This is a genomic window from Tardiphaga sp. 813_E8_N1_3 (assembly GCF_051811025.1).
Taxonomy (GTDB): Bacteria; Pseudomonadota; Alphaproteobacteria; order Rhizobiales; family Xanthobacteraceae; genus Tardiphaga.
This window is the reverse complement of sequence record NZ_JBPWQE010000001.1, coordinates 1,788,782-1,806,901: the sequence shown is the minus strand read 5'-3', so window position 1 is coordinate 1,806,901 and position 18,120 is coordinate 1,788,782. Positions and strand designations below refer to the sequence as shown.

Sequence of the window (18,120 nt, the reverse complement as noted above, 5' to 3'; positions counted from 1 at the left end):
GAAGCCTCTCTTAAGCTGCGGGCCGGATCAGGCTGCGGTGATGGACCGGGGGCACCGATGACAGCGCCTTGATCAGTCCGTCGATCGAACTCAAATTATGCACCGGGCGGAATTCGTCAACGTGCGGGAGCATCATTTTGATGCCCTGCGCCTTCGGTTCGAACCCGTCGAAGCGCAATAGCGGGTTGAGCCAGATCAGCCGCCGGCAGGAGCGATGCAACCGGTCCATTTCGAAGGCCAGCTGCGAATCCGCTTCGCGCTCCAGCCCGTCGGAGATCAGCAGCACGATGGCTCCCTGCCCGAGCACCCGCCGTCCCCACAGCTTGTTGAAATTATGCAGCGACGCGGAAATGCGCGTGCCGCCGGCCCAGTCTTCCACCGAGGCCGAGCACGAGGCCAGCGCCTCGTCGGGATCACGCGACCGCAGCGCCCGCGTCACATTGGTCAGCCGGGTGCCAAACAGAAAAACCGAGACGCGCTTGCGGGCGTCCGTAATGGCATGAAGGAAGTGCAGGAACAGCCGGGTATATTCGCTCATCGAGCCGGAGATATCGAGCAACGCGACAATCGGCGCCGGCTTATCGATCAGGCCTAGCCTGCGAATATCGATGATGTCGCCGCCGGTGCGCAGGCTGCCGCGCAGCGTGCGCCGCAGATCGAGCCGCGCGCCGTGCTTGTCCGGCTGGGTGCGGCGTGTGCGCAGTTCAGCTTGCGGCAGCCGCATATTGGCGATAGCGCGCGTGACCTCGGCGATCTCCGCGGCGCTCATCTGCGCAAAATCCTTCTTCTGCAAAACCTCGCGGTCGGAGACCGACAGCCTGATCTCCTGCTCCTGCGGTGCTTCACGCTCTGCGCCCTGCGCCGGCTGCGCCATCGCCTCCTGCACGCGGCGCGAGGCCGGAGGCGGCTTGCGCTTGGCATCGTCGGGCAGCGGCACCGAATCCAGCATCTGCTTCCATTCGTCGGCCGCACGGAAGAACAGATCGAAGGCCTGGGCAAACACCAGCGCATGCTCGTGGCGTTTGACGAAGATCGATTCCAATGTCGTGAATACGTCGGCGCGCTTGCCGATCTCGATCATCTGTAAGGCATTCAGCGCATCGATCACCGCACCCGGCCCGACCGGCAGGCCAGCGGCGCGGAGCGCACGCGCAAAGCCGATGACATTGTCTGCTATCTGGCCGGTCGGTGGATTGAGATGATCGATGGACATGTTGTCTCTCTCTGTCATTCCGGGGCGGTCGCGCCTTCGCGATCGAACCCGGAATCCCGAGATGTTTTGCACGAACATTTCGAGGTTCCGGGTTCGACGCAAGAGCGTCGCCCCGGAACGACGAGTTTCAATTCTCGCTCGTCGCTTCCTTGATCACCTGCGCCAGCGCATCGCCCTGCATGCGCTGGATGTCGTCCTGATACTTCAACAGCGCACCCAGCGTATCGCCCACCACCTGCGGCGTCAGCGAGCGGGCGTCGAGTTCAGTCAGCGCAGTCGCCCAGTCCAGTGTTTCGGCGACACCCGGCGACTTGTAGAAGTCCTGATCGCGCAGTGCCTGCACGAATCTCACCACCTGCTGCGAGAGTTTGGCGGAGATGCCCGGCACGCGCGACTTGACGATAGCGAGCTCGCGCTCGGCGTTGGGATAGTCGACCCAATGATACAGACAACGGCGCTTCAGCGCGTCGTGGATTTCACGGGTACGATTCGAGGTAACGATGACAATCGGCGGCGCCGGCGCCTTTACGGTGCCGAGTTCGGGGATGGTGACCTGGAAGTCGCTCAGAATTTCGAGCAGATACGCCTCGAACGCCTCGTCCGCACGATCGAGTTCGTCGATCAGCAAGACAGGCGCACCATTCACGTCTGGCTCCAGCGCCTGCAGGAGCGGACGCTTGATGAGATAGCGCTCGGCGAAGATGTCGCTGGATAGCTGATCGCGGTCGGTATCGCCGGCGGCCTCCGCCAGACGGATCGCGATCATCTGCGACGCGCTGTTCCACTCATAGACAGCGGACGAGACATCGAGACCTTCATAGCACTGCAGCCGGATCAGCTTGCGACCAAGCGCAGCCGACAGCACCTTGGCGATCTCGGTCTTGCCGACGCCGGCCTCGCCTTCGAGAAACAGCGGCCGGCCCATCTTCAATGCCAGATAGGTAACTGTCGCCAGCGATCGCTCGGCGAGATAGCCGCGCGACGTCAGCAATTCCAGCATGCCATCGACGGAGGTGGGGAGCGCCGATGGCTTAGTCATGAGAGAACCAATCCGGGAAAGTGCGGACCTGACAAATATCAGGCCCGGTTGTTGGCGGCTTCGACCGCGCGCTTGGCCAGCACGCCAATCAGATGCGCGCGATATTCAGCGCTGCCATGGAGATCGCTGTTGAGGCCGTCGGCAGGCACCGTAAGCCCGTCCAGCGCCTTTGGCGAGAACCGCTTCTGCAACGCAGCCTCGAACTCCTCGACGCGGAACACGCCATCCGAGCCTGCACCAGTGACCGTGACCCGCACGCCCGAAGGCAGACGCGCCACGAACACACCGACCAGCGCGTAGCGCGAGGCCTGGTTGCGGAACTTGATATAGGCGGCCTTCTTCGGCACCGGGAACGAGATCTTGGTGATGATCTCGTCGGTTTCCAGGGCCGTGGTGAACAGCCCCTGGAAGAACTCTTCCGGCGTCAGCTTGCGCTTGTTGGTGGTAATGGTGGCACCGAGGGCCATCACAGCCGCTGGATAGTCCGCGGTGGGATCGTTATTGGCGAGCGAACCACCAATGGTGCCCTTGTGGCGCACGGCGGGATCGCCGATCAGGCCCGCGAGTTCGGCCAGTGCCGGAATGGCTTCGCCAACGATCGGCGACGCCGCGACAGCGGCATGCTTGGCGAGCGCGCCGATCACCAGCGAGCGCCCCTTCATCTCGATGCCGTCGACACCCTCGATATGCGAGAGATCGATGATGTGCGGCGGCGCGGCCAGGCGCTGCTTCATGACCGGCACCAGCGTGTGGCCACCGGCGATCAGCTTGGCGTCTTCGTTCTTGATAAGGAGATTGGCGGCCTGCCGCACGGTCGACGGACGGTGATATTTGAATTCATACATGGGTGGGGATCCCTGATTCGCGGTGCGCGATTATCGTTGTGCGTCGTTATGCGAGATCGGACTTCGCCATCGCTTTGGCGCCGGCTGCGATCGACGCCACGATGTTCTGATAACCGGTGCAGCGACAGAGATTGCCTTCGAGTTCTTCGCGGATCAGATGATCGCTAAGATCATGCCCCTTGCGATGCACGAGGTCCACCGCGGTCATGATCATGCCGGGAGTGCAGAAGCCGCACTGCAGGCCGTGATGCTCGCGAAACGCTTCCTGCATCGGATGCAGCGGCGCGCCATCGGCTGCGAGACCTTCGATGGTTTTCACCTCGTGACCGTCGGCCATGACAGCGAGCGTGGTGCAGGACTTCACGGCTTTGCCGTCGAGATGCACAACGCAGGCACCGCATTGCGACGTGTCGCAACCCACATGGGTGCCGGTGAGCCGCAGATTCTCACGCAGAAACTGCACCAGCAATGTGCGCGGATCGATATTGCCGGTGACGGGATTGCCGTTCACGATCATCGAGATTTTGGCCATATGCACTCTCTTGGTCCGCGTCCCATTGCGTGGCGACACGGTCATTAAAATCATTCCAAATGCATAATATGGCCCATCCCGGCAATGAGCAACCTCAAGTCGGGACGGTCTCTGGTGTGTTTTTCTGCGGTATCAAGCATACTTGATCGCCGCTATTAGACGCTCCGGACTTAGCCCTGAACGGCTTTGGCGAAATTCGCGAAGAACTCGTCGGCGATCTTCTTGGCCGAACCGTTGATGAGGCGCTGACCGAGCTGGGCCAGCTTGCCGCCGATCTGGGCTTCCACATTGTAGGTCAGGAGCGTGCCGCCATCCTTGTCGGTGAGGCCGACGACAGCGCCGCCCTTGGCAAAGCCGGCCACGCCGCCTTCGCCTTCACCGGTGATCTTGTAGCCGTTCGGCGGATCGAGATCGCTCAGCGTGACCTTGCCCTTGAAGCGGGCGGAAACCGGGCCGACCTTGATCTTGGCCGTGGCGCGGAAGCCGCCTTCCTCGGTGGTCTCGAGCTCTTCGCAGCCCGGGATGCAGGCCTTCAGCACTGCGGGGTCGTTGAGCTTTCCCCACACCACTTCGCGGGGCGCGGCAAGCTGGACTTCACCGCTCATCGTCATGGCCATGGGTCTGTCTCCTGAATTTGTCGCCGTCCGGAATTGAGGCTGTCCCCCAAGGGGAATAGACCGTCGATCCCAAGTAATGCACAGACGGCGCAAAGGAAAGACCGTCCGCGGGATGGCGCGATGCCTATTCGCAGTGCAACAGGTGACGGCGACAGGAAGATTGCGGGGGATTGGCAGACTCTCGCCGGAATGGTTAGGTCCCGCACAAATGAGCACATCCCTGTCCCCTCTGCTGGCGCCCTTGTTGTCGAGCCCCGCGATGCGCGCGGTCTGCGATGATACCGCCCATTTGCAGCATATGCTGGACTTCGAAGCCGCACTGGCACGGGCCGAAGCCGCCACAGGGGTGATTCCAGCCAGCGCCGTGACGGCGATCGAAGCCGCTTGCAAAGCTGATCAGTTCGATCTGGCTGCCCTCGCCGAGGCAGCCACGCGGTCCGGTAACCTCGCGATTCCGCTGGTCAAGACGCTCACTGCCAAAGTGGCGAAGGTCGATGCCGAGGCCGCGCGCTACGTGCATTGGGGCGCCACGAGCCAGGATGTCATCGACAGCGCCACCATGCTCGGCCTGCGCGCCGCCATTGACGCTCTCCTCGCGGATCTCGACCGCGCCATCGCCGGCTTTGCAGCCCTTGCGGTCAAGCATCGCAACACCGCTGTAGTCGCCCGCACATGGCTGCAGCACGCGCTGCCGATGCCGTTCGGGCTGAAGCTCGCCGAATATGCCTCGGCACTGCACCGCTCACGCCTGCGGCTGAAACGATTGCGCGCCGAAGGCCTCGCACTGCAATTCGGCGGCGCCGCCGGCACGCTGGCTGCGCTCGGCGACAAGGGCCTCGTCGTTGCAGAGCAGCTCGCCAAGGAATTGCAGCTGCCGCTGCCCGATGCGCCATGGCACACCCATCGCGACCGTATCGCCGAAGTTGCTTCCGTGCTGGCGATCCTGTCCGGCACATGCGGCAAGATCGCCCGCGATGTCTCCTTGATGATGCAGACCGATGTCGGCGAAGCGTTCGAGCCCTCTGGCGAAGGCCGAGGCGGCTCCTCCACCATGCCGCACAAGCGCAACCCTGTGGCATCAGCCTCCGCGCTTGGCGCCGCGACTATGGCGCCGAATCTCGCTGCAACGATCTTTGCCGCTCAGATCCAGGATCACGAACGCAGTGCCGGACCGTGGCACGCGGAATGGCCAACGCTGCCGACATTGCTGCTGGTAACATCGGGCGCTCTTGCCGCCATCGTCGATATTGCCGAGGGGCTCGAGATCGATGCCGAGCGGATGCGCAGCAATCTCGACACCACCCATGGGCTGATCATGGCCGAAGCCGTGACCTTCGCGCTCGCCGAAAAGCTCGGCAAGAGCGACGCCCATCATCTGATCGAAACCGCCACCAAGCGCGCGGTAGCCGAGAAAAAACATCTGCGCGATGTGCTCACGGCCGATCCCAAGGTCAGCGCGCAGCTTAGCGCTGCCGCGATCGCCAAACTGTTCGAGCCGATGGATTATCAGGGCGTCTCACAAGCCCTGATCGACCGCCTGCTCGCCTCATTCGCTTAAGAAGAAACTCGGGAGACACACCATGCCCATGATCGACGCCGACGGCTGCCTGCTGAATGTCTCCGTGGAGGGCCGCGACAGCGGGCCGACGCTGATGATGTCGAATTCGCTCGGCTGCACCATGGCCATGTGGGAGCCGCAGATGCCGGCGCTGACAAAGCTGTTTCGCGTGATCCGCTACGATCGGCGTGGCCACGGCAAGTCCGGCATGAACGGCCCGACCTCGATGGAGCGCTACGGCAAGGACGTGCTGGCGATCCTCGACGACCTCAACATCGATAAGGTGCATTGGTGCGGGTTGTCGATGGGCGGCATGGTCGGCCAGTGGTTAGGCGCCAACGCGCCTGAGCGTTTCAACAAGATCATCCTGGCCAACACCAGCTGCTACTATCCGGATCCGACCAACTGGCACAACCGCATCAAGGCGGTGCGTGAGGGTGGCCTCGCCGCGGTGGCCGACGCCGTCATCGGCGGCTGGCTCACCGCCGACTTCCGCGAGCGCGAGCCCGAGACCACCGCGAAGATGAAGGCGATGCTGATCGCCTCCCCCGTCGAAGGCTATCTCGCCGCCTGCGAAGCGCTGAGCACGCTTGATCAGCGCGCGCTGCTGCCCAAGATCAAAAGCCCAACGCTGGTGATCGCCGGCCGTCAGGACAATGCGACGCCGGTCGCTGCCGGCGAACTCATCCGCAGCAACATCCCCGGCGCCAGCATGACGCTCCTGGATGCCGCCCACATCTCGAACGTTGAACAGCCCTACGCCTTCACTGACGCCGTAGTCGGCTTCCTGACGCAGCGCTGAACGGAGACCCAAGATGGACGAGCAACAGCGCGCCGCCGAAGGCACCGCAAAACGCCGCAAGGTTCTCGGCAATGCCTGGGTCGACAAATCGGCCGCCGGCAAGAACGCATTCAATGCGGATTTTCTGGATCTGATCAGCCGCTATGCCTGGGGTGAGATCTGGACGCGGCCGCATTTCGACGACCGCACACGACGTGTGCTGGTGATCGGAACGATGCTCGCACTCGGCCAGTGGGATGAATTCCGTATGCATGTGCGCGCCGCCCTCACCGAAGGCGGCTTCACACCGGACGACATCAAGGAAATCCTGCTGCAGCAGGCGATCTATTGCGGCGTCCCGGCGGCCAATCACGCCACCAAGGAAGCTGGCGCGATTATCAAAGAGCTCGGGCTCCCTATCTAGCCGGCCGCGCTGTTTAGGCGACCTTTCGCAAAGGCTGCGCGTCGTTGGCTGCCTTGCCCGGCTGCCCAGGATCGAGCGCCTGCGCCGCCACGCGGCGTAGCGGCGGCTCGATCGCCAGCAGCACTGCAGCACCAAGCATCAGCAGCAGTTCGGTGATGTGCAACCGCATCGCGGCGATCTCGCCGACCTTCGATGCCATTATCATACTGGCGAACGAGATCACGCCACCGATGCCAAGCGCCATCATCAACGCCTCGTCGCAGCCGCCCGTCTTGCGGATTTTCGGCCGCGTGATGAACACCAGGAATACCGTGAAGAACGCCACTACCGTCAGCTTGCCGACGGCGAGCAGCCACGCATAGCGCACCGTGCCCATGCTGGAAAATTGCATGTAGTCGCTGAGAAACAGCGCCAGCGAAATATTGGGCCGCTCATAGAAGCCCTGGATCGGCGAGACCATGATGCGGAACGCGAAGATCGTCCAGGTCGGGATGAAATAGCAGGCGATCAGCGCACCCGTGAACGTGCTGATCCGCCAAGTCTGAAACGTACCAGTCTGAAACGTGCCAGCCTGAAGAGTTCGAACCTGATGGGCTCCGGTCTGGTCTGCGCTGCTCTGGTCCATGACGTCGTCCACGCTCTGCCGGCGACTCGCAGGAGGCGCGCGCCTGCTCCGACGTAACGCCCATTCAATCAGACGGACAACGTAAACCAATTGGTAACCTTAATTCGAGAATTACCGGGATAACGGCGGGGAAATACGATCAGGACTTGCCAAACGAAAAGCCCCGCCTTTCGACGGGGCCTTCCACATGGGTCGCTGAACGACCCAAATCTCGATTGATGTCTGTCTAGCCGCCTATTTCTGGCCCTGCCGGCTCGGGTCCTGCTCGTGGCCGGGATTCTGACCACCGCCGCCCTGCTGCTGGCCGGGCTTCTGGCTCTGCTGCCCCGGGTTCTGGCTCTGCTGGCCCGGCTTCTGCTGACCGGGCTTTTGCTGGTTCTGATTGGACATTCTTCAATCTCCTTTGTTGAACCATTCAACGCCCGACAACGTGCAGCCCCGATCTTCGTTTCGGTTCCCGCGTGATGATTGCAAGGCCGTTGCACGGCGCAACTGTGACACCGGAACAGCCGCGAACAGGGCGCGGATTTGTGTGCGCTGCGGCGCAAGCGAACGGACGCCAATCGCCGCGAAAAACAGCATGTACAGGCTACTTTAGCCGCACCGGCCCCTGTTGCCGCCTCCAACGGCCGCTGTTAGAAAACGATACAACGACGCAATGATCCGGCTGCCGGATCATGGTGGCGCCTCACTCGAATTCGGCAGCGCATGGATTATTTCGCCCAGCAACTGATCAACGGACTCGTGCTCGGCTCCATCTATGGCCTGATCGCAATCGGCTACACGATGGTCTACGGCATCGTCGGCATGATCAATTTCGCCCATGGCGACATCTTCATGATCGGTGGCTTCATCGCGCTGATCACATTTCTCATTCTCGTCTCGATCGGCCTCACCGCGGTACCGGTGATCCTGCTGCTGGTGCTTCTGGTCTCGATGGCCATCACCTCGCTCTATGGTTGGACGATCGAGCGCATCGCCTACCGTCCCCTGCGCCATTCCTTCCGTCTCGCGCCGATGCTGTCAGCGATCGGCATGTCCTTCGTGCTGACCAATTTCTCGCAGGTCGCGCAGGGCGCTCGCGTCAAGCCCGTGCCGCCCATCATCACCGGCGGCTATACGTTGCATGAAGGCGCCGACGGTTTTGCGGTGCGCCTCTCCAACATCCAGATCATCGTGGTCATCACCACCATCGTGCTACTGGCGCTGTTCACCTGGCTGGTCGCGCGCACGCGCCTCGGCCGCGACATGCGCGCCTGCGAGCAGGACCAGACCATGGCCTCCCTGCTCGGCGTCGATGTCGACCGCACGATCTCCATGACCTTCGTGATCGGCGCGGCACTCGCAGCCGTCGCGGGCATGATGTACCTGCTCTATTACGGCCTCGTAGATTTCTTCATGGGCTTCGTCGCCGGCATCAAGGCCTTCACCGCCGCCGTACTCGGCGGCATCGGCTCGCTGCCTGGCGCCATGCTCGGCGGCTTGCTAATCGGCCTCATCGAGACATTGTGGGCGGCCTACTTCTCCACCGAATACAAGGACGTCGCCGCCTTTTCGATTCTGATCGTGGTGCTGATCTTCCTCCCGACCGGCCTGCTCGGCCGTCCCGAAGTCGAAAAAGTCTGACGGGATCCAAGTGGCAGCAAACGCATCACAAGCTAAAACTGCCCGCGGGCCGGACGCCGCATTCATACTGAAGAAGGCCGTGATCTCCGCACTGGTCGCGCTGGTGCTGTTCTCGCTGATGGTCGGCATCCGCACCGAGGCCGGCTCCGACGGGCAGCTCACCTGGTGGACCCGCTTCGGCGATCTCGCCGCCATGGTCGCCGTGGTGTTCGGCGGTAGCATCGTGATGGAGTTGCTGCGCCGCTGGTGGGGACCGGTGGATACTGCGCGCGTGGTGCCACCCTCGGCGACCAAAGCATTCTCCTTCGCCGGCCGTGCGCTGGTGCCGGCGCTGTTGATCTTCGCCTTCCTCGTCCCGGTGATCTTCTACGACGAGCGCTACATCCTCGATCTCGGCATTCTCGTGCTGACTTACGTGATGCTCGGCTGGGGCCTCAATGTGGTTGTCGGCCTCGCCGGCCTGCTCGATCTCGGCTATGTCGCCTTCTATGCCGTCGGCGCCTATTCCTACGCGCTGCTGGCCACCAATTTCGGCCTGTCGTTCTGGATCTGCCTGCCACTCGCCGGCATTCTCGCCGCGTTCTTCGGCGTGCTGCTCGGGTTTCCGGTACTGCGGCTGCGCGGCGACTACCTCGCGATCGTTACACTGGCCTTTGGCGAGATCATCCGCCTCGTCATCATCAACTGGCAGACCCTCACCGGCGGCCCCAACGGCATCTCCGGCATTCCACGCCCGACCATGTTCGGTATTCCGCTGACGCCCGGCGATGACGGCCTCGCTGCCCGTCTTGGCATCGAGTTCTCGCCGACCCACCGCATCGTCTTCCTATTCTATCTGATCCTCGCGCTCGCACTGCTCACCAACTGGGTCACCATCCGCTTGCGCCGCCTGCCGATCGGCCGCGCCTGGGAGGCACTGCGCGAAGACGAAGTCGCCTGCCGCGCGCTCGGCATCAATACGACGACGACGAAGCTCACCGCCTTCGCCACCGGCGCCATGTTCGGCGGCTTCGCCGGCGCGTTCTTTGCGACACGTCAGGGTTTCATCAGCCCCGAATCCTTCACCTTCCATGAATCCGCACTGGTGCTGGCCATCGTCGTGCTCGGCGGCATGGGCTCGCAGCTTGGCGTGGCGCTCGCAGCGCTCGCGATGATCGGCGGCTTCGAACTGTTCCGCGGACTCGAGCAATTCCGCATGCTGGTGTTCGGCGGCGCCATGGTGCTGCTCATGATCTGGCGCCCGCGCGGCCTGATCGGCCACCGCGCTCCCACCGTCTTTCTCGAACGTAATACGGCAATCTCGTCCGACCTCGTCAAAGAGGGCCACGGATGAACATCAACGACATCCTCAGCGTGGAAAGTCTGACGATGCGCTTCGGTGGCATCGTCGCCGTCAACGACCTCTCCTTCACGGCCGAGCGCGGCAAGATCACTGCGCTGATCGGCCCCAACGGCGCCGGCAAGACCACCGTCTTCAATTGCATTACCGGCTTCTACAAGCCGACATCCGGCACCATCAAGCTGCGCCACAGCGACGGTGAATGGCGGCTGGAGCGGCTGAACGACTTCCGCATCTCGAAGATCGCCAAGGTCGCCCGCACCTTCCAGAATATCCGGCTGTTTCCCGGGATGACCGCACTCGAAAACCTGATGGTGGCGCAGCACAACACCCTGATGCGCGCCTCGGGCTTCACGTTTCTCGGCCTGTTCGGCGTGCCCAGCTATCGCGCCGCCGAGAAGGCTGCGATCGACCTCGCGCGCTACTGGCTCGATCAGATCGGCCTTCTGGAGCGCGCCGACGATGCCGCCGGCAACCTGCCCTACGGCGACCAGCGACGCCTCGAAATCGCGCGCGCAATGTGTACCGAGCCGGCCCTGCTCTGCCTCGACGAGCCTGCTGCAGGCCTCAACGCGCGCGAGAGCGCGGCGCTCAATGAGTTGTTGTTGAAGATCCGCGCCGAACACGGCACCTCGATTCTGCTCATCGAGCATGACATGTCCGTCGTGATGCAAATCTCCGACCATATCAACGTGCTCGATTACGGCGTGAAGATCGCCGACGGCACGCCGCAGCAAATCCGCGACAATCCCAAAGTCATCGCCGCCTATCTCGGCGCGGATGAAGAGGAAGCCATTGCGGTGATGGAGGGCGAGACGTGAGCACCGCCCCCATGCTCGCCATCACTGGGCTTCACGCATCCTATGGCAAGATCGAAGCGCTGAAAGGCGTCGATCTCGATATCAAGCACGGCGAGATCGTTGCGCTAATCGGCGCCAACGGCGCCGGCAAGTCGACACTGATGATGACCATCTTCGGCAAGCCGCGGGCGCGCTCGGGCGTGATCACCTATGACGGGACGGACATCACCGACCTGCCGACCCACGAGATCGCGCGCATGCGCATCGCGCAGTCGCCGGAAGGTCGCCGGATTTTCCCGCGCATGAGCGTCGCGGAAAATCTGCAGATGGGCGCAGACGTCAATGAGAGCACGCCGGCCGAACGCGCTGAAAGCCTCGACAAGGTGTTGACGCTGTTTCCCCGCCTCAAGGAGCGCATGACCCAGCGCGGCGGCACGCTATCCGGCGGCGAGCAGCAGATGCTGGCCATCGGCCGCGCGCTGATGAGCCGTCCGAGCCTGCTGCTGCTCGACGAGCCGTCGCTGGGTCTGGCACCGCTGATCGCCAAGCAGATTTTCGACGCGATCCGCGCGCTCAACAAGCAGGACGGATTGACGGTCCTGATTGTCGAGCAAAACGCCAATCACGCGCTGCGTCTGGCCCACCGCGGCTACGTCATGGTCAACGGGTTGATCACCCTGTCGGGCACCGGCAGCGAATTACTGAAAGCCCCGGAAATCCGCTCCGCATATCTCGAGGGCGGCCGGCACGGCTGACGGATCGATATCCTTCATCGCATGACGATCGAACACGCAGAGCGATGCAAACAATCGACATTATTTTCAAGGTAGAATGATGCGCCATTCGCGATTCCGTCACGGCGTCGCGTTTGTCTGCATTCGAACGGAACACGGGGACTTCCTATGAAATTCATCAAACTCATCGGCCTGACGGCGGGTGCTTCGATTGCGCTGGCGTCCGTTGCACTGGCACAGGATATTCCTGTTGCCGTCGCATCATCGATGACCGGCAGCGAATCCGCCTTCGGCCGCCAGTTCAAGAATGGCGCCGAACTCGCCGTCGCCGATATCAACGCCGCCGGCGGCCTGTTGAACAAGAAGCTGGCGCTACAGGTCGGCGATGACGCCTGCGATCCCAAGCAGGCGCGCTCGATTGCCGAGAAATTCGCCAGCGCGCGCATTCCGTTCGTCGCCGGTCACTATTGTTCGTCGTCGTCGATCCCGGCCTCGGAAGCCTATGCCGACGGCAATGTGCTGCAGATCTCGCCGGGCTCGACCAATCCGCTATTCACCGAACGCAAGCTCGCAAATGTGCTGCGCGTCTGCGGCCGCGACGATCAGCAAGGTTTTGTCGCCGGCGAGTACATTGCCAAGACCTACAAGGGCAAGAATATCGCGATCCTGAACGACAAGACGACCTATGGAAAAGGCCTCGCCGACGAGACCAGGAAGGCGCTGAACAAGGCCGGCGTCACCGAGAAGATGTTCGAGAGCTACAACAAGGGTGACAAGGATTTTAATGCTATCGTGTCGCGCCTGAAGCGCGACAATATCGATCTGGTCTATGTGGGCGGCTATCACCAGGAAGCCGGCCTCATCGTGCGCCAGATGCGCGACCAGGGCCTCAAGACGGTGCTGATGGCGGGCGACGCTATCAACGACAAGGAGTTCGCCTCGATCACCGGCCCGGCTGGGGAAGGCACGCTGTTCACCTTCGGCCCCGACCCGCGCAACAAGCCGACCGCCAAGGCGATCGTCGACCGTTTCAAGGCCAAGAACATCGATCCCGAGGGCTACACGCTCTATACCTATGCAGCGTTCCAGGTCTGGTCGCAGGCCGTCGCCAAGGCCGGCACCACCGACACCAAGAAGGTGATGGACACGATCAAGGCCGGCGAATGGGACACTGTGCTCGGCAAGCTGGCCTTCGACGCCAAGGGCGACATCAAGGCGATCGACTACGTCGTCTACAAGTGGGACGCCAAGGGCGACTACGCCGAACTGAAGCAGTAAGCCTGCCGGCCGCACCTCTCCCGCATAGCGAGAGGTGCGGCCGCACAGCGAAAACTATTGCGACGACCTGCCGCAGCCGGACTCACAGGCTGGCCGTTTGCGGCTGAAAATTGCCGATGACTCGGCATCAAAATAAGTTGAGAATGATCCTATCGTTCGGGCGGCCGAATTGCGTTTGTGGCCGAAAACTCTTTGCGAGGATCATCCCCATGAAACCATTGAATGTGATCGGCCTGGCCTTTGCCGCATCGCTGCTCTCAACCGCAGCTTTTGCACAGGACATCAATGTCGCGGTCGCCGGCCCGATGACGGGCGGCGAATCGGCCTTCGGCCGCCAGATGAAGAACGGCGCCGACCAGGCTGTGGCCGATCTCAATGCCGCTGGCGGCGTGCTCGGCAAGAAGCTGGCGCTGCAGGTCGGCGACGATTCCTGCGATCCCAAACAGGCCCGCTCGATCGCCGAGAAGCTAGCAAGCGCCAAGGTGCCGTTCGTTGCCGGCCATTTCTGCTCGTCGTCGTCGATCCCGGCATCGGAAGCCTATGCCGACGGTAACGTGTTGCAGATCACGCCGGCGTCGACCAATCCGCTGTTCACCGAACGCAAGCTCACCAATGTGCTGCGCGTCTGCGGCCGTGACGACCAGCAGGGCCTCGTTGCCGCCGACTACATTGCCAGGAACTTCAAGGGCAAGAACGTCGCGATCCTCAACGACAAGACCACTTACGGCAAGGGTCTCGCCGACGAGACCAAGAAGGCACTCAACAAGGCTGGCTTCACCGAAAAGATGTTCGAGAGCTACACCAAGGGCGACAAGGACTTCAACTCGATCGTCTCGCGCCTGAAGCGCGACAATATCGATCTGGTTTATGTGGGCGGCTATCACCAGGAAGCTGGTCTGATCCTGCGCCAGATGCGCGACCAGGGCCTCAAGACCATATTGATGGCCGGCGATGCCATGAACGACAAGGAATTCGCCTCCATCACCGGCCCCGCGGCAGAAGGCACGCTGTTCACCTTCGGCCCCGACCCGCGCAACAAGCCGACCGCGAAGGCGATCGTCGAGAAGTTCAAGGCCAAGAACATCGATCCGGAAGGCTACACGCTCTACACTTATGCGGCGTTCCAGGTCTGGTCGCAGGCCGTCGCCAAGGCCGGCTCCACCGACACCAAGAAGGTGATGGATGTGATCAAGGCCGGCGAATGGGACACCGTGCTCGGCAAGATGGCGTTTGACGCCAAGGGCGACATCAAGGCGATCGACTATGTCGTCTACAAGTGGGACGCCAAGGGCAACTACACCCAGATCGACGCGAAGGGAACCTGAGGCGCGGCAGCTAAACTCCGTTGCAGCTAGATTCCGTTGTCATCCCCGCGCGTGCGGGGATCCAGTAGACGCAGGCGTTGATGCGTTGTCACCGAGGTCGCGAAATACTGGATCGCCCGGTCAAGCCGGGCGATCCAGCTTGGTCCACGCAGATCTAGCTGTGCCGCGCAGGACGATCGCGGCATCCATCCAGAAACAGCCTGACGGCGGCGGTGACACGCTCGCGCAGCTCCTTCTCCGATTTGACGATCTTGCCACTAAGGACCATGGCTCGCACAGGACCGTCGGCCACCGCGTAAACGAACTGCTCGGCGATGAAGCCGGCATCCCCTGATCGTATCTGTCCGTCGCGCATGGCGTTGGTGAAAATGCCGGCGATCTGCTCTCGCACGTGAAGGCCAGTCCCGTGATAGGCAGACGCCAGTTCCGGGAATTGATGTGCTTCGGCCATCACCAGCCTTTCAAGCGCGATGGCCGCTGGCGCGAGCGCGCGTTTTGAAAGCTCCAGTCCGAGTTTGACCAAGGTCGCTTCGATCGGACCGTCGCGATTGGAGTCGGTGACGGCCGGCTTGAGAAGATCATTCGTCCCCTTCCGGATCACCGCCGCATACAACGCCTCCTTGGAGGCAAAGCGGGCATAGAAGGTCTGCTTCGAGATCCGCGCCGTCGCCGCGATCAGATCGACGCTGATCGCCTCGAAACTCGACTCCAGGAAGAGCCCTCGCGCCACCTCAACGATGTGATCGGTAATGCGCCCGGCTTGTTCCTTCGTCGGTCGCCCGCTGCTTCGTGGCGCGGCTTTGCTCGGCTTGGCCTTGGCAACAGTCATCTTGGCTTTCTCTCCGAGCATTCTCTGCACGCCTCCGGACTGCTTTTACCACCCGGGCCGCACAATCGATCGTTCGATTTCACCGCATATAGGCTTGCGACGGCGCAAGGTAGAGTATAAATAGTACGATATCGTTTGATTAATCTTGTAGAGGTAACGAAAGAGCGGCAGCCCTCGCGGGAATACGGGCTCCAGCGCTTTCGTGATCCGAGGACCAGATATGAGACAGATGACATCGGTTTCCCGAATAGTTGTGCGTACCGCTCTCGCCATATGCCAGATGGCTCTCGTTAGCCCCGTCGCAGCAGCACCAGCCGATCCGAGCGGCACCTGGCTTACGGAGGATGGCCGCGCGCGCATACGCGTCGAGCGATGCGGATCGAAGCAGGAGCAAATTTGCGGCTATATCGTCTGGGCCAAAGAGCCCAACGACGCGAATGGGCAACCATTCAAAGACCTGAACAATCCGGACAAGACGAAGCAATCCCGCCCCGTTCTGGGTCACCAATTGATCATGGGCCTGAAGCTCAACCCGGCGGGGCGCTTCGAAGGCCAGATCTACAATGCAGAGAACGGCAAATCCTACGAGATTTCGCTGTGGCGTGAGGCGATCGACCTGAAGGTCAAGGGCTGCATGATGTCGATTTTCTGCGCCACGCAGACCTGGACTCAAACCACGAATGCCGTGCCCGGACAGTTGGTGGGCATGACAGGCGATCCGAACGGTCCCAGGGCCGACAAGGAGTGGATGCAGACGGCTCAAGCGAAACCGCCAGCGACAACAAGAGCCAGCAAATAGGGGCTGCAGAGCTCCCGTTTCCACGTGGGGCCAGTCCGCTTCGCTTCCTTCGCATTGCCCCAAAATATCTAAACTGGAGTTTGAGATGTACACACTCTCGCGAGTGGACCGTCTGGCGGTCCTCGCGTTCTGCGCTGCCTTGACGGGATGCGCAAGCATAGCACCGGTGCCCTATTCGGACGTCGCTTCGTCGTCCCAACTCACACCGAATCCGTCCGATACGTCCGGTCGTATTCCGTATCGTTACTCCACCACAGTGGACTGGCGCTCCTACAACAAGGTGATCATCGAACCGATCGTGATCTATCGGGGTCCGGACCAGCAGTTCGGCGACATGACCGAAGAAGACAAGACATCGCTTGCCCGCACCATGCAGGCACGTTTCGCGGAGAAGCTGGGCAGTCGCTTTACGCTCGCCAATCAGCGCGCGCCGAACACACTGCGCGTGAGGCTGACCCTGACCGGCGCCGTCAAGACCACGCCGGTGCTCGGCACCTTGTCGCGAATCGACGTCGGGGGCCTCGTCTACAACGGCGTACAGGCGGCCCGCGATGGCGAGGGATCGATGACGGGCTCTGTCATCTATGCCGTCGAGATCTTCGATGCCGCGACCTCCCGCCTACTCAGCGCATTCGTCACCAAGCAATATCCAAAACCGACCAACATCAAGGCAACCGTTGGACCGCTAACTGCGGCAGAAACCGGGATCGACCAGGGCGCAGATGCGCTGCTTGCACAAATGAGATGATGCCACGTCGTATCGGCTTCGTCCCCGTCGCGTGATCAGAGCAACGTCGAACGAGCGTACGATCTCATCTGTTACCAACAAACCGTCGGGTCCCGATAACGACGACACGCCGATGACCAAGAGCCAGCCTCGCAGCCAGGCTCCTGGTCAGATCACGGCTCGATGCACATTGACAGCGATCAGCCATGGATCAGCTTGAACAAGTCAGAAATGATAATTCACACCGACGGTGATCGTTTGAAATTTCTGGGTGCGATCCGGCAAGTCATCCTTTTTGAGGTTCCTGTAGAGATCGGTGTAGAGATATTCGACCTTGGCCGACCAGTTCTGCCGAAAAGCCCATTCAACGCCGCCACCAGCGGTCCAGCCAATGCGCATCTTGTTGATCCCTGCGTCCTTCACCTCTCCGAACGCCATGCCGCCGGTGCCGTAGACGAGCAGATGTGAATCCATGAACGTGACGCCCGCACGACCGCGACCCGTCCCGTAGAATGGCAAACTCACTTCGTTGATGCCATTGCGGCTCGTCTTGAGACCCGAAGCCATGAAGTCGTTTTCGATGCCGACCACGAACCGCGACGAGACCTGATAATTGTAGCCGACCTGAAGGCCGCCAACCACACCATCGGCCTTGCCGCCACTCGTTCCCAGATAGCTATTGAAAGCGTCAGTGCCGCTGAAACCGCCGCCTACACTGGCGCCGGCATAGAAGCCGGTCCACGAAAAGGCCGCCGGCAACACCGGCGCATAGACCGGATCGGCCTTGCGATACGGCAGATCCGCCGCATGCGCGGCGCCCGCGGCAAGGGCGACCGCCAGGACCAAAGCAGAAGTCGTCTTCCAGTTATTCATCGAATTTTCAAGGGTCATGGACCCGGTCTCCCCACATTGCTGATCACCCAAGCCCGAAAATGACCATCGGCCATTAATCAAACTATATCGTACTATTAATCTCGGCCGTCTGAGACTGCAAGCCGAAATGCAAGGCATTGGATGATCGAAGCGCAA

The 18,120-nt window shown here is 61.7% G+C and carries 20 protein-coding genes; 11 read left to right on the top strand and 9 right to left on the bottom strand.

The annotated features are described in order from the left end of the window. Positions 1–10: 10 nt before the first annotated feature. The 5 genes from AB8A33_RS08370 to AB8A33_RS08350 all read right to left on the bottom strand — a co-directional run bounded on the left by AB8A33_RS08370 (position 11) and on the right by AB8A33_RS08350 (position 4,246). Positions 11–1,213: a vWA domain-containing protein gene (locus tag AB8A33_RS08370; protein WP_439092327.1), complete on the bottom strand. Its 1,203-nt coding sequence runs from the start codon at positions 1,211–1,213 to the stop codon at positions 11–13. Positions 1,214–1,340: 127 nt separating this feature from the next. Next, on the bottom strand, positions 1,341–2,252 hold the full coding sequence (locus AB8A33_RS08365; protein WP_439092326.1) for an AAA family ATPase: 912 nt from the start codon (positions 2,250–2,252) through the stop codon (positions 1,341–1,343). 38 nt (positions 2,253–2,290) lie between these two features. Beyond that, positions 2,291–3,097: an FAD binding domain-containing protein gene (locus tag AB8A33_RS08360; protein WP_439092325.1), complete on the bottom strand. Its 807-nt coding sequence runs from the start codon at positions 3,095–3,097 to the stop codon at positions 2,291–2,293. Positions 3,098–3,143: 46 nt separating this feature from the next. Next, positions 3,144–3,629 (bottom strand): (2Fe-2S)-binding protein, encoded by a 486-nt coding sequence (locus AB8A33_RS08355; RefSeq protein ID WP_089264990.1) that lies wholly within the window; start codon positions 3,627–3,629, stop codon positions 3,144–3,146. Positions 3,630–3,799: 170 nt separating this feature from the next. Then, positions 3,800–4,246, bottom strand: a complete 447-nt coding sequence (locus AB8A33_RS08350) for an SRPBCC family protein (RefSeq protein WP_089264991.1) — start codon at positions 4,244–4,246, stop codon at positions 3,800–3,802. Between the two features lie 208 nt (positions 4,247–4,454). On the opposite strand from AB8A33_RS08350, the gene AB8A33_RS08345 reads away from it, so the two are divergent. From AB8A33_RS08345 to AB8A33_RS08335, 3 genes are read left to right on the top strand one after another with little or no spacing between them, the layout of a single operon-like run. After that, on the top strand, positions 4,455–5,804 hold the full coding sequence (locus tag AB8A33_RS08345) for a 3-carboxy-cis,cis-muconate cycloisomerase (protein ID WP_439092324.1): 1,350 nt from the start codon (positions 4,455–4,457) through the stop codon (positions 5,802–5,804). Positions 5,805–5,826: 22 nt separating this feature from the next. Next, positions 5,827–6,606, top strand: coding sequence for a 3-oxoadipate enol-lactonase (gene pcaD / locus AB8A33_RS08340; protein ID WP_068736024.1), 780 nt, complete (start codon positions 5,827–5,829; stop codon positions 6,604–6,606). Positions 6,607–6,619: 13 nt separating this feature from the next. Then, positions 6,620–7,009 (top strand): carboxymuconolactone decarboxylase family protein, encoded by a 390-nt coding sequence (locus tag AB8A33_RS08335; protein WP_439092323.1) that lies wholly within the window; start codon positions 6,620–6,622, stop codon positions 7,007–7,009. A gap of 13 nt (positions 7,010–7,022) precedes the next feature. On the opposite strand, the gene AB8A33_RS08330 is transcribed toward AB8A33_RS08335, so the two are convergent. Further along, positions 7,023–7,634: a hypothetical protein gene (locus AB8A33_RS08330; protein ID WP_439092322.1), complete on the bottom strand. Its 612-nt coding sequence runs from the start codon at positions 7,632–7,634 to the stop codon at positions 7,023–7,025. 234 nt (positions 7,635–7,868) lie between these two features. Further along, a complete protein-coding gene (locus AB8A33_RS08325) occupies positions 7,869–8,024 on the bottom strand; it encodes a hypothetical protein (RefSeq protein WP_439092321.1) in 156 nt (51 codons plus the stop codon). A 318-nt stretch (positions 8,025–8,342) separates the two neighbouring features. Here AB8A33_RS08325 and AB8A33_RS08320 point away from each other — a divergent pair, with 318 nt between their 5' ends. The 6 genes from AB8A33_RS08320 (at position 8,343) to AB8A33_RS08295 (ending at position 14,736) form a co-directional block, all read left to right on the top strand. Next, the gene (locus tag AB8A33_RS08320; protein ID WP_089264995.1) at positions 8,343–9,260 is read left to right on the top strand and encodes an ABC transporter permease subunit; all 918 of its coding nucleotides are present in this window, start codon (positions 8,343–8,345) and stop codon (positions 9,258–9,260) included. Between the two features lie 10 nt (positions 9,261–9,270). Beyond that, positions 9,271–10,593 (top strand): high-affinity branched-chain amino acid ABC transporter permease LivM, encoded by a 1,323-nt coding sequence (gene livM / locus AB8A33_RS08315; RefSeq protein ID WP_439092320.1) that lies wholly within the window; start codon positions 9,271–9,273, stop codon positions 10,591–10,593. Beyond that, the gene (locus tag AB8A33_RS08310) at positions 10,590–11,420 is read left to right on the top strand and encodes an ABC transporter ATP-binding protein (protein ID WP_439092319.1); all 831 of its coding nucleotides are present in this window, start codon (positions 10,590–10,592) and stop codon (positions 11,418–11,420) included. Before livM ends, AB8A33_RS08310 begins: the two co-directional genes overlap by 4 nt. Positions 11,421–11,431: 11 nt before the next feature. Next, entirely contained in the window at positions 11,432–12,154 is a 723-nt protein-coding gene (locus tag AB8A33_RS08305; RefSeq protein ID WP_439095887.1) for an ABC transporter ATP-binding protein, read from the top strand. 147 nt (positions 12,155–12,301) lie between these two features. Beyond that, positions 12,302–13,411: a branched-chain amino acid ABC transporter substrate-binding protein gene (locus AB8A33_RS08300; protein ID WP_439092318.1), complete on the top strand. Its 1,110-nt coding sequence runs from the start codon at positions 12,302–12,304 to the stop codon at positions 13,409–13,411. Between the two features lie 209 nt (positions 13,412–13,620). Continuing rightward, on the top strand, positions 13,621–14,736 hold the full coding sequence (locus tag AB8A33_RS08295) for a branched-chain amino acid ABC transporter substrate-binding protein (RefSeq protein ID WP_439092317.1): 1,116 nt from the start codon (positions 13,621–13,623) through the stop codon (positions 14,734–14,736). Positions 14,737–14,890: 154 nt separating this feature from the next. Here the strand turns inward: AB8A33_RS08295 and AB8A33_RS08290 are convergent, their stop codons facing one another. Further along, the gene (locus AB8A33_RS08290; protein WP_439092316.1) at positions 14,891–15,565 is read right to left on the bottom strand and encodes a TetR/AcrR family transcriptional regulator; all 675 of its coding nucleotides are present in this window, start codon (positions 15,563–15,565) and stop codon (positions 14,891–14,893) included. Positions 15,566–15,845: 280 nt separating this feature from the next. Here AB8A33_RS08290 and AB8A33_RS08285 point away from each other — a divergent pair, with 280 nt between their 5' ends. After that, positions 15,846–16,364: a DUF2147 domain-containing protein gene (locus AB8A33_RS08285; protein WP_439092315.1), complete on the top strand. Its 519-nt coding sequence runs from the start codon at positions 15,846–15,848 to the stop codon at positions 16,362–16,364. 85 nt (positions 16,365–16,449) lie between these two features. Further along, positions 16,450–17,112 (top strand): DUF3313 domain-containing protein, encoded by a 663-nt coding sequence (locus AB8A33_RS08280; protein ID WP_439092314.1) that lies wholly within the window; start codon positions 16,450–16,452, stop codon positions 17,110–17,112. Positions 17,113–17,316: 204 nt separating this feature from the next. Here the strand turns inward: AB8A33_RS08280 and AB8A33_RS08275 are convergent, their stop codons facing one another. Further along, positions 17,317–17,982, bottom strand: a complete 666-nt coding sequence (locus tag AB8A33_RS08275; protein ID WP_439092313.1) for an outer membrane protein — start codon at positions 17,980–17,982, stop codon at positions 17,317–17,319. Between the last annotated feature and the right edge of the window lie 138 nt (positions 17,983–18,120).

What these genes read in the sequence shown, in the direction of transcription:
- pcaD (WP_068736024.1), top strand. Translation starts at nt 5,827, where the DNA reads ATGCCCATGATCGACGCCGACGGCTGCCTGCTGAATGTCTCCGTGGAG.
- AB8A33_RS08345 (WP_439092324.1), top strand. Translation starts at nt 4,455, where the DNA reads ATGAGCACATCCCTGTCCCCTCTGCTGGCGCCCTTGTTGTCGAGCCCC.
- AB8A33_RS08325 (WP_439092321.1), bottom strand. Translation starts at nt 8,024, where the DNA reads ATGTCCAATCAGAACCAGCAAAAGCCCGGTCAGCAGAAGCCGGGCCAG.
- AB8A33_RS08310 (WP_439092319.1), top strand. Translation starts at nt 10,590, where the DNA reads ATGAACATCAACGACATCCTCAGCGTGGAAAGTCTGACGATGCGCTTC.
- AB8A33_RS08305 (WP_439095887.1), top strand. Translation starts at nt 11,432, where the DNA reads ATGCTCGCCATCACTGGGCTTCACGCATCCTATGGCAAGATCGAAGCG.
- AB8A33_RS08295 (WP_439092317.1), top strand. Translation starts at nt 13,621, where the DNA reads ATGAAACCATTGAATGTGATCGGCCTGGCCTTTGCCGCATCGCTGCTC.
- AB8A33_RS08300 (WP_439092318.1), top strand. Translation starts at nt 12,302, where the DNA reads ATGAAATTCATCAAACTCATCGGCCTGACGGCGGGTGCTTCGATTGCG.
- AB8A33_RS08355 (WP_089264990.1), bottom strand. Translation starts at nt 3,629, where the DNA reads ATGGCCAAAATCTCGATGATCGTGAACGGCAATCCCGTCACCGGCAAT.
- AB8A33_RS08285 (WP_439092315.1), top strand. Translation starts at nt 15,846, where the DNA reads ATGGCTCTCGTTAGCCCCGTCGCAGCAGCACCAGCCGATCCGAGCGGC.
- AB8A33_RS08350 (WP_089264991.1), bottom strand. Translation starts at nt 4,246, where the DNA reads ATGGCCATGACGATGAGCGGTGAAGTCCAGCTTGCCGCGCCCCGCGAA.
- AB8A33_RS08370 (WP_439092327.1), bottom strand. Translation starts at nt 1,213, where the DNA reads ATGTCCATCGATCATCTCAATCCACCGACCGGCCAGATAGCAGACAAT.
- AB8A33_RS08280 (WP_439092314.1), top strand. Translation starts at nt 16,450, where the DNA reads ATGTACACACTCTCGCGAGTGGACCGTCTGGCGGTCCTCGCGTTCTGC.
- AB8A33_RS08335 (WP_439092323.1), top strand. Translation starts at nt 6,620, where the DNA reads ATGGACGAGCAACAGCGCGCCGCCGAAGGCACCGCAAAACGCCGCAAG.
- AB8A33_RS08290 (WP_439092316.1), bottom strand. Translation starts at nt 15,565, where the DNA reads ATGACTGTTGCCAAGGCCAAGCCGAGCAAAGCCGCGCCACGAAGCAGC.
- AB8A33_RS08365 (WP_439092326.1), bottom strand. Translation starts at nt 2,252, where the DNA reads ATGACTAAGCCATCGGCGCTCCCCACCTCCGTCGATGGCATGCTGGAA.
- AB8A33_RS08320 (WP_089264995.1), top strand. Translation starts at nt 8,343, where the DNA reads ATGGATTATTTCGCCCAGCAACTGATCAACGGACTCGTGCTCGGCTCC.
- AB8A33_RS08360 (WP_439092325.1), bottom strand. Translation starts at nt 3,097, where the DNA reads ATGTATGAATTCAAATATCACCGTCCGTCGACCGTGCGGCAGGCCGCC.
- AB8A33_RS08275 (WP_439092313.1), bottom strand. Translation starts at nt 17,982, where the DNA reads ATGACCCTTGAAAATTCGATGAATAACTGGAAGACGACTTCTGCTTTG.
- AB8A33_RS08330 (WP_439092322.1), bottom strand. Translation starts at nt 7,634, where the DNA reads ATGGACCAGAGCAGCGCAGACCAGACCGGAGCCCATCAGGTTCGAACT.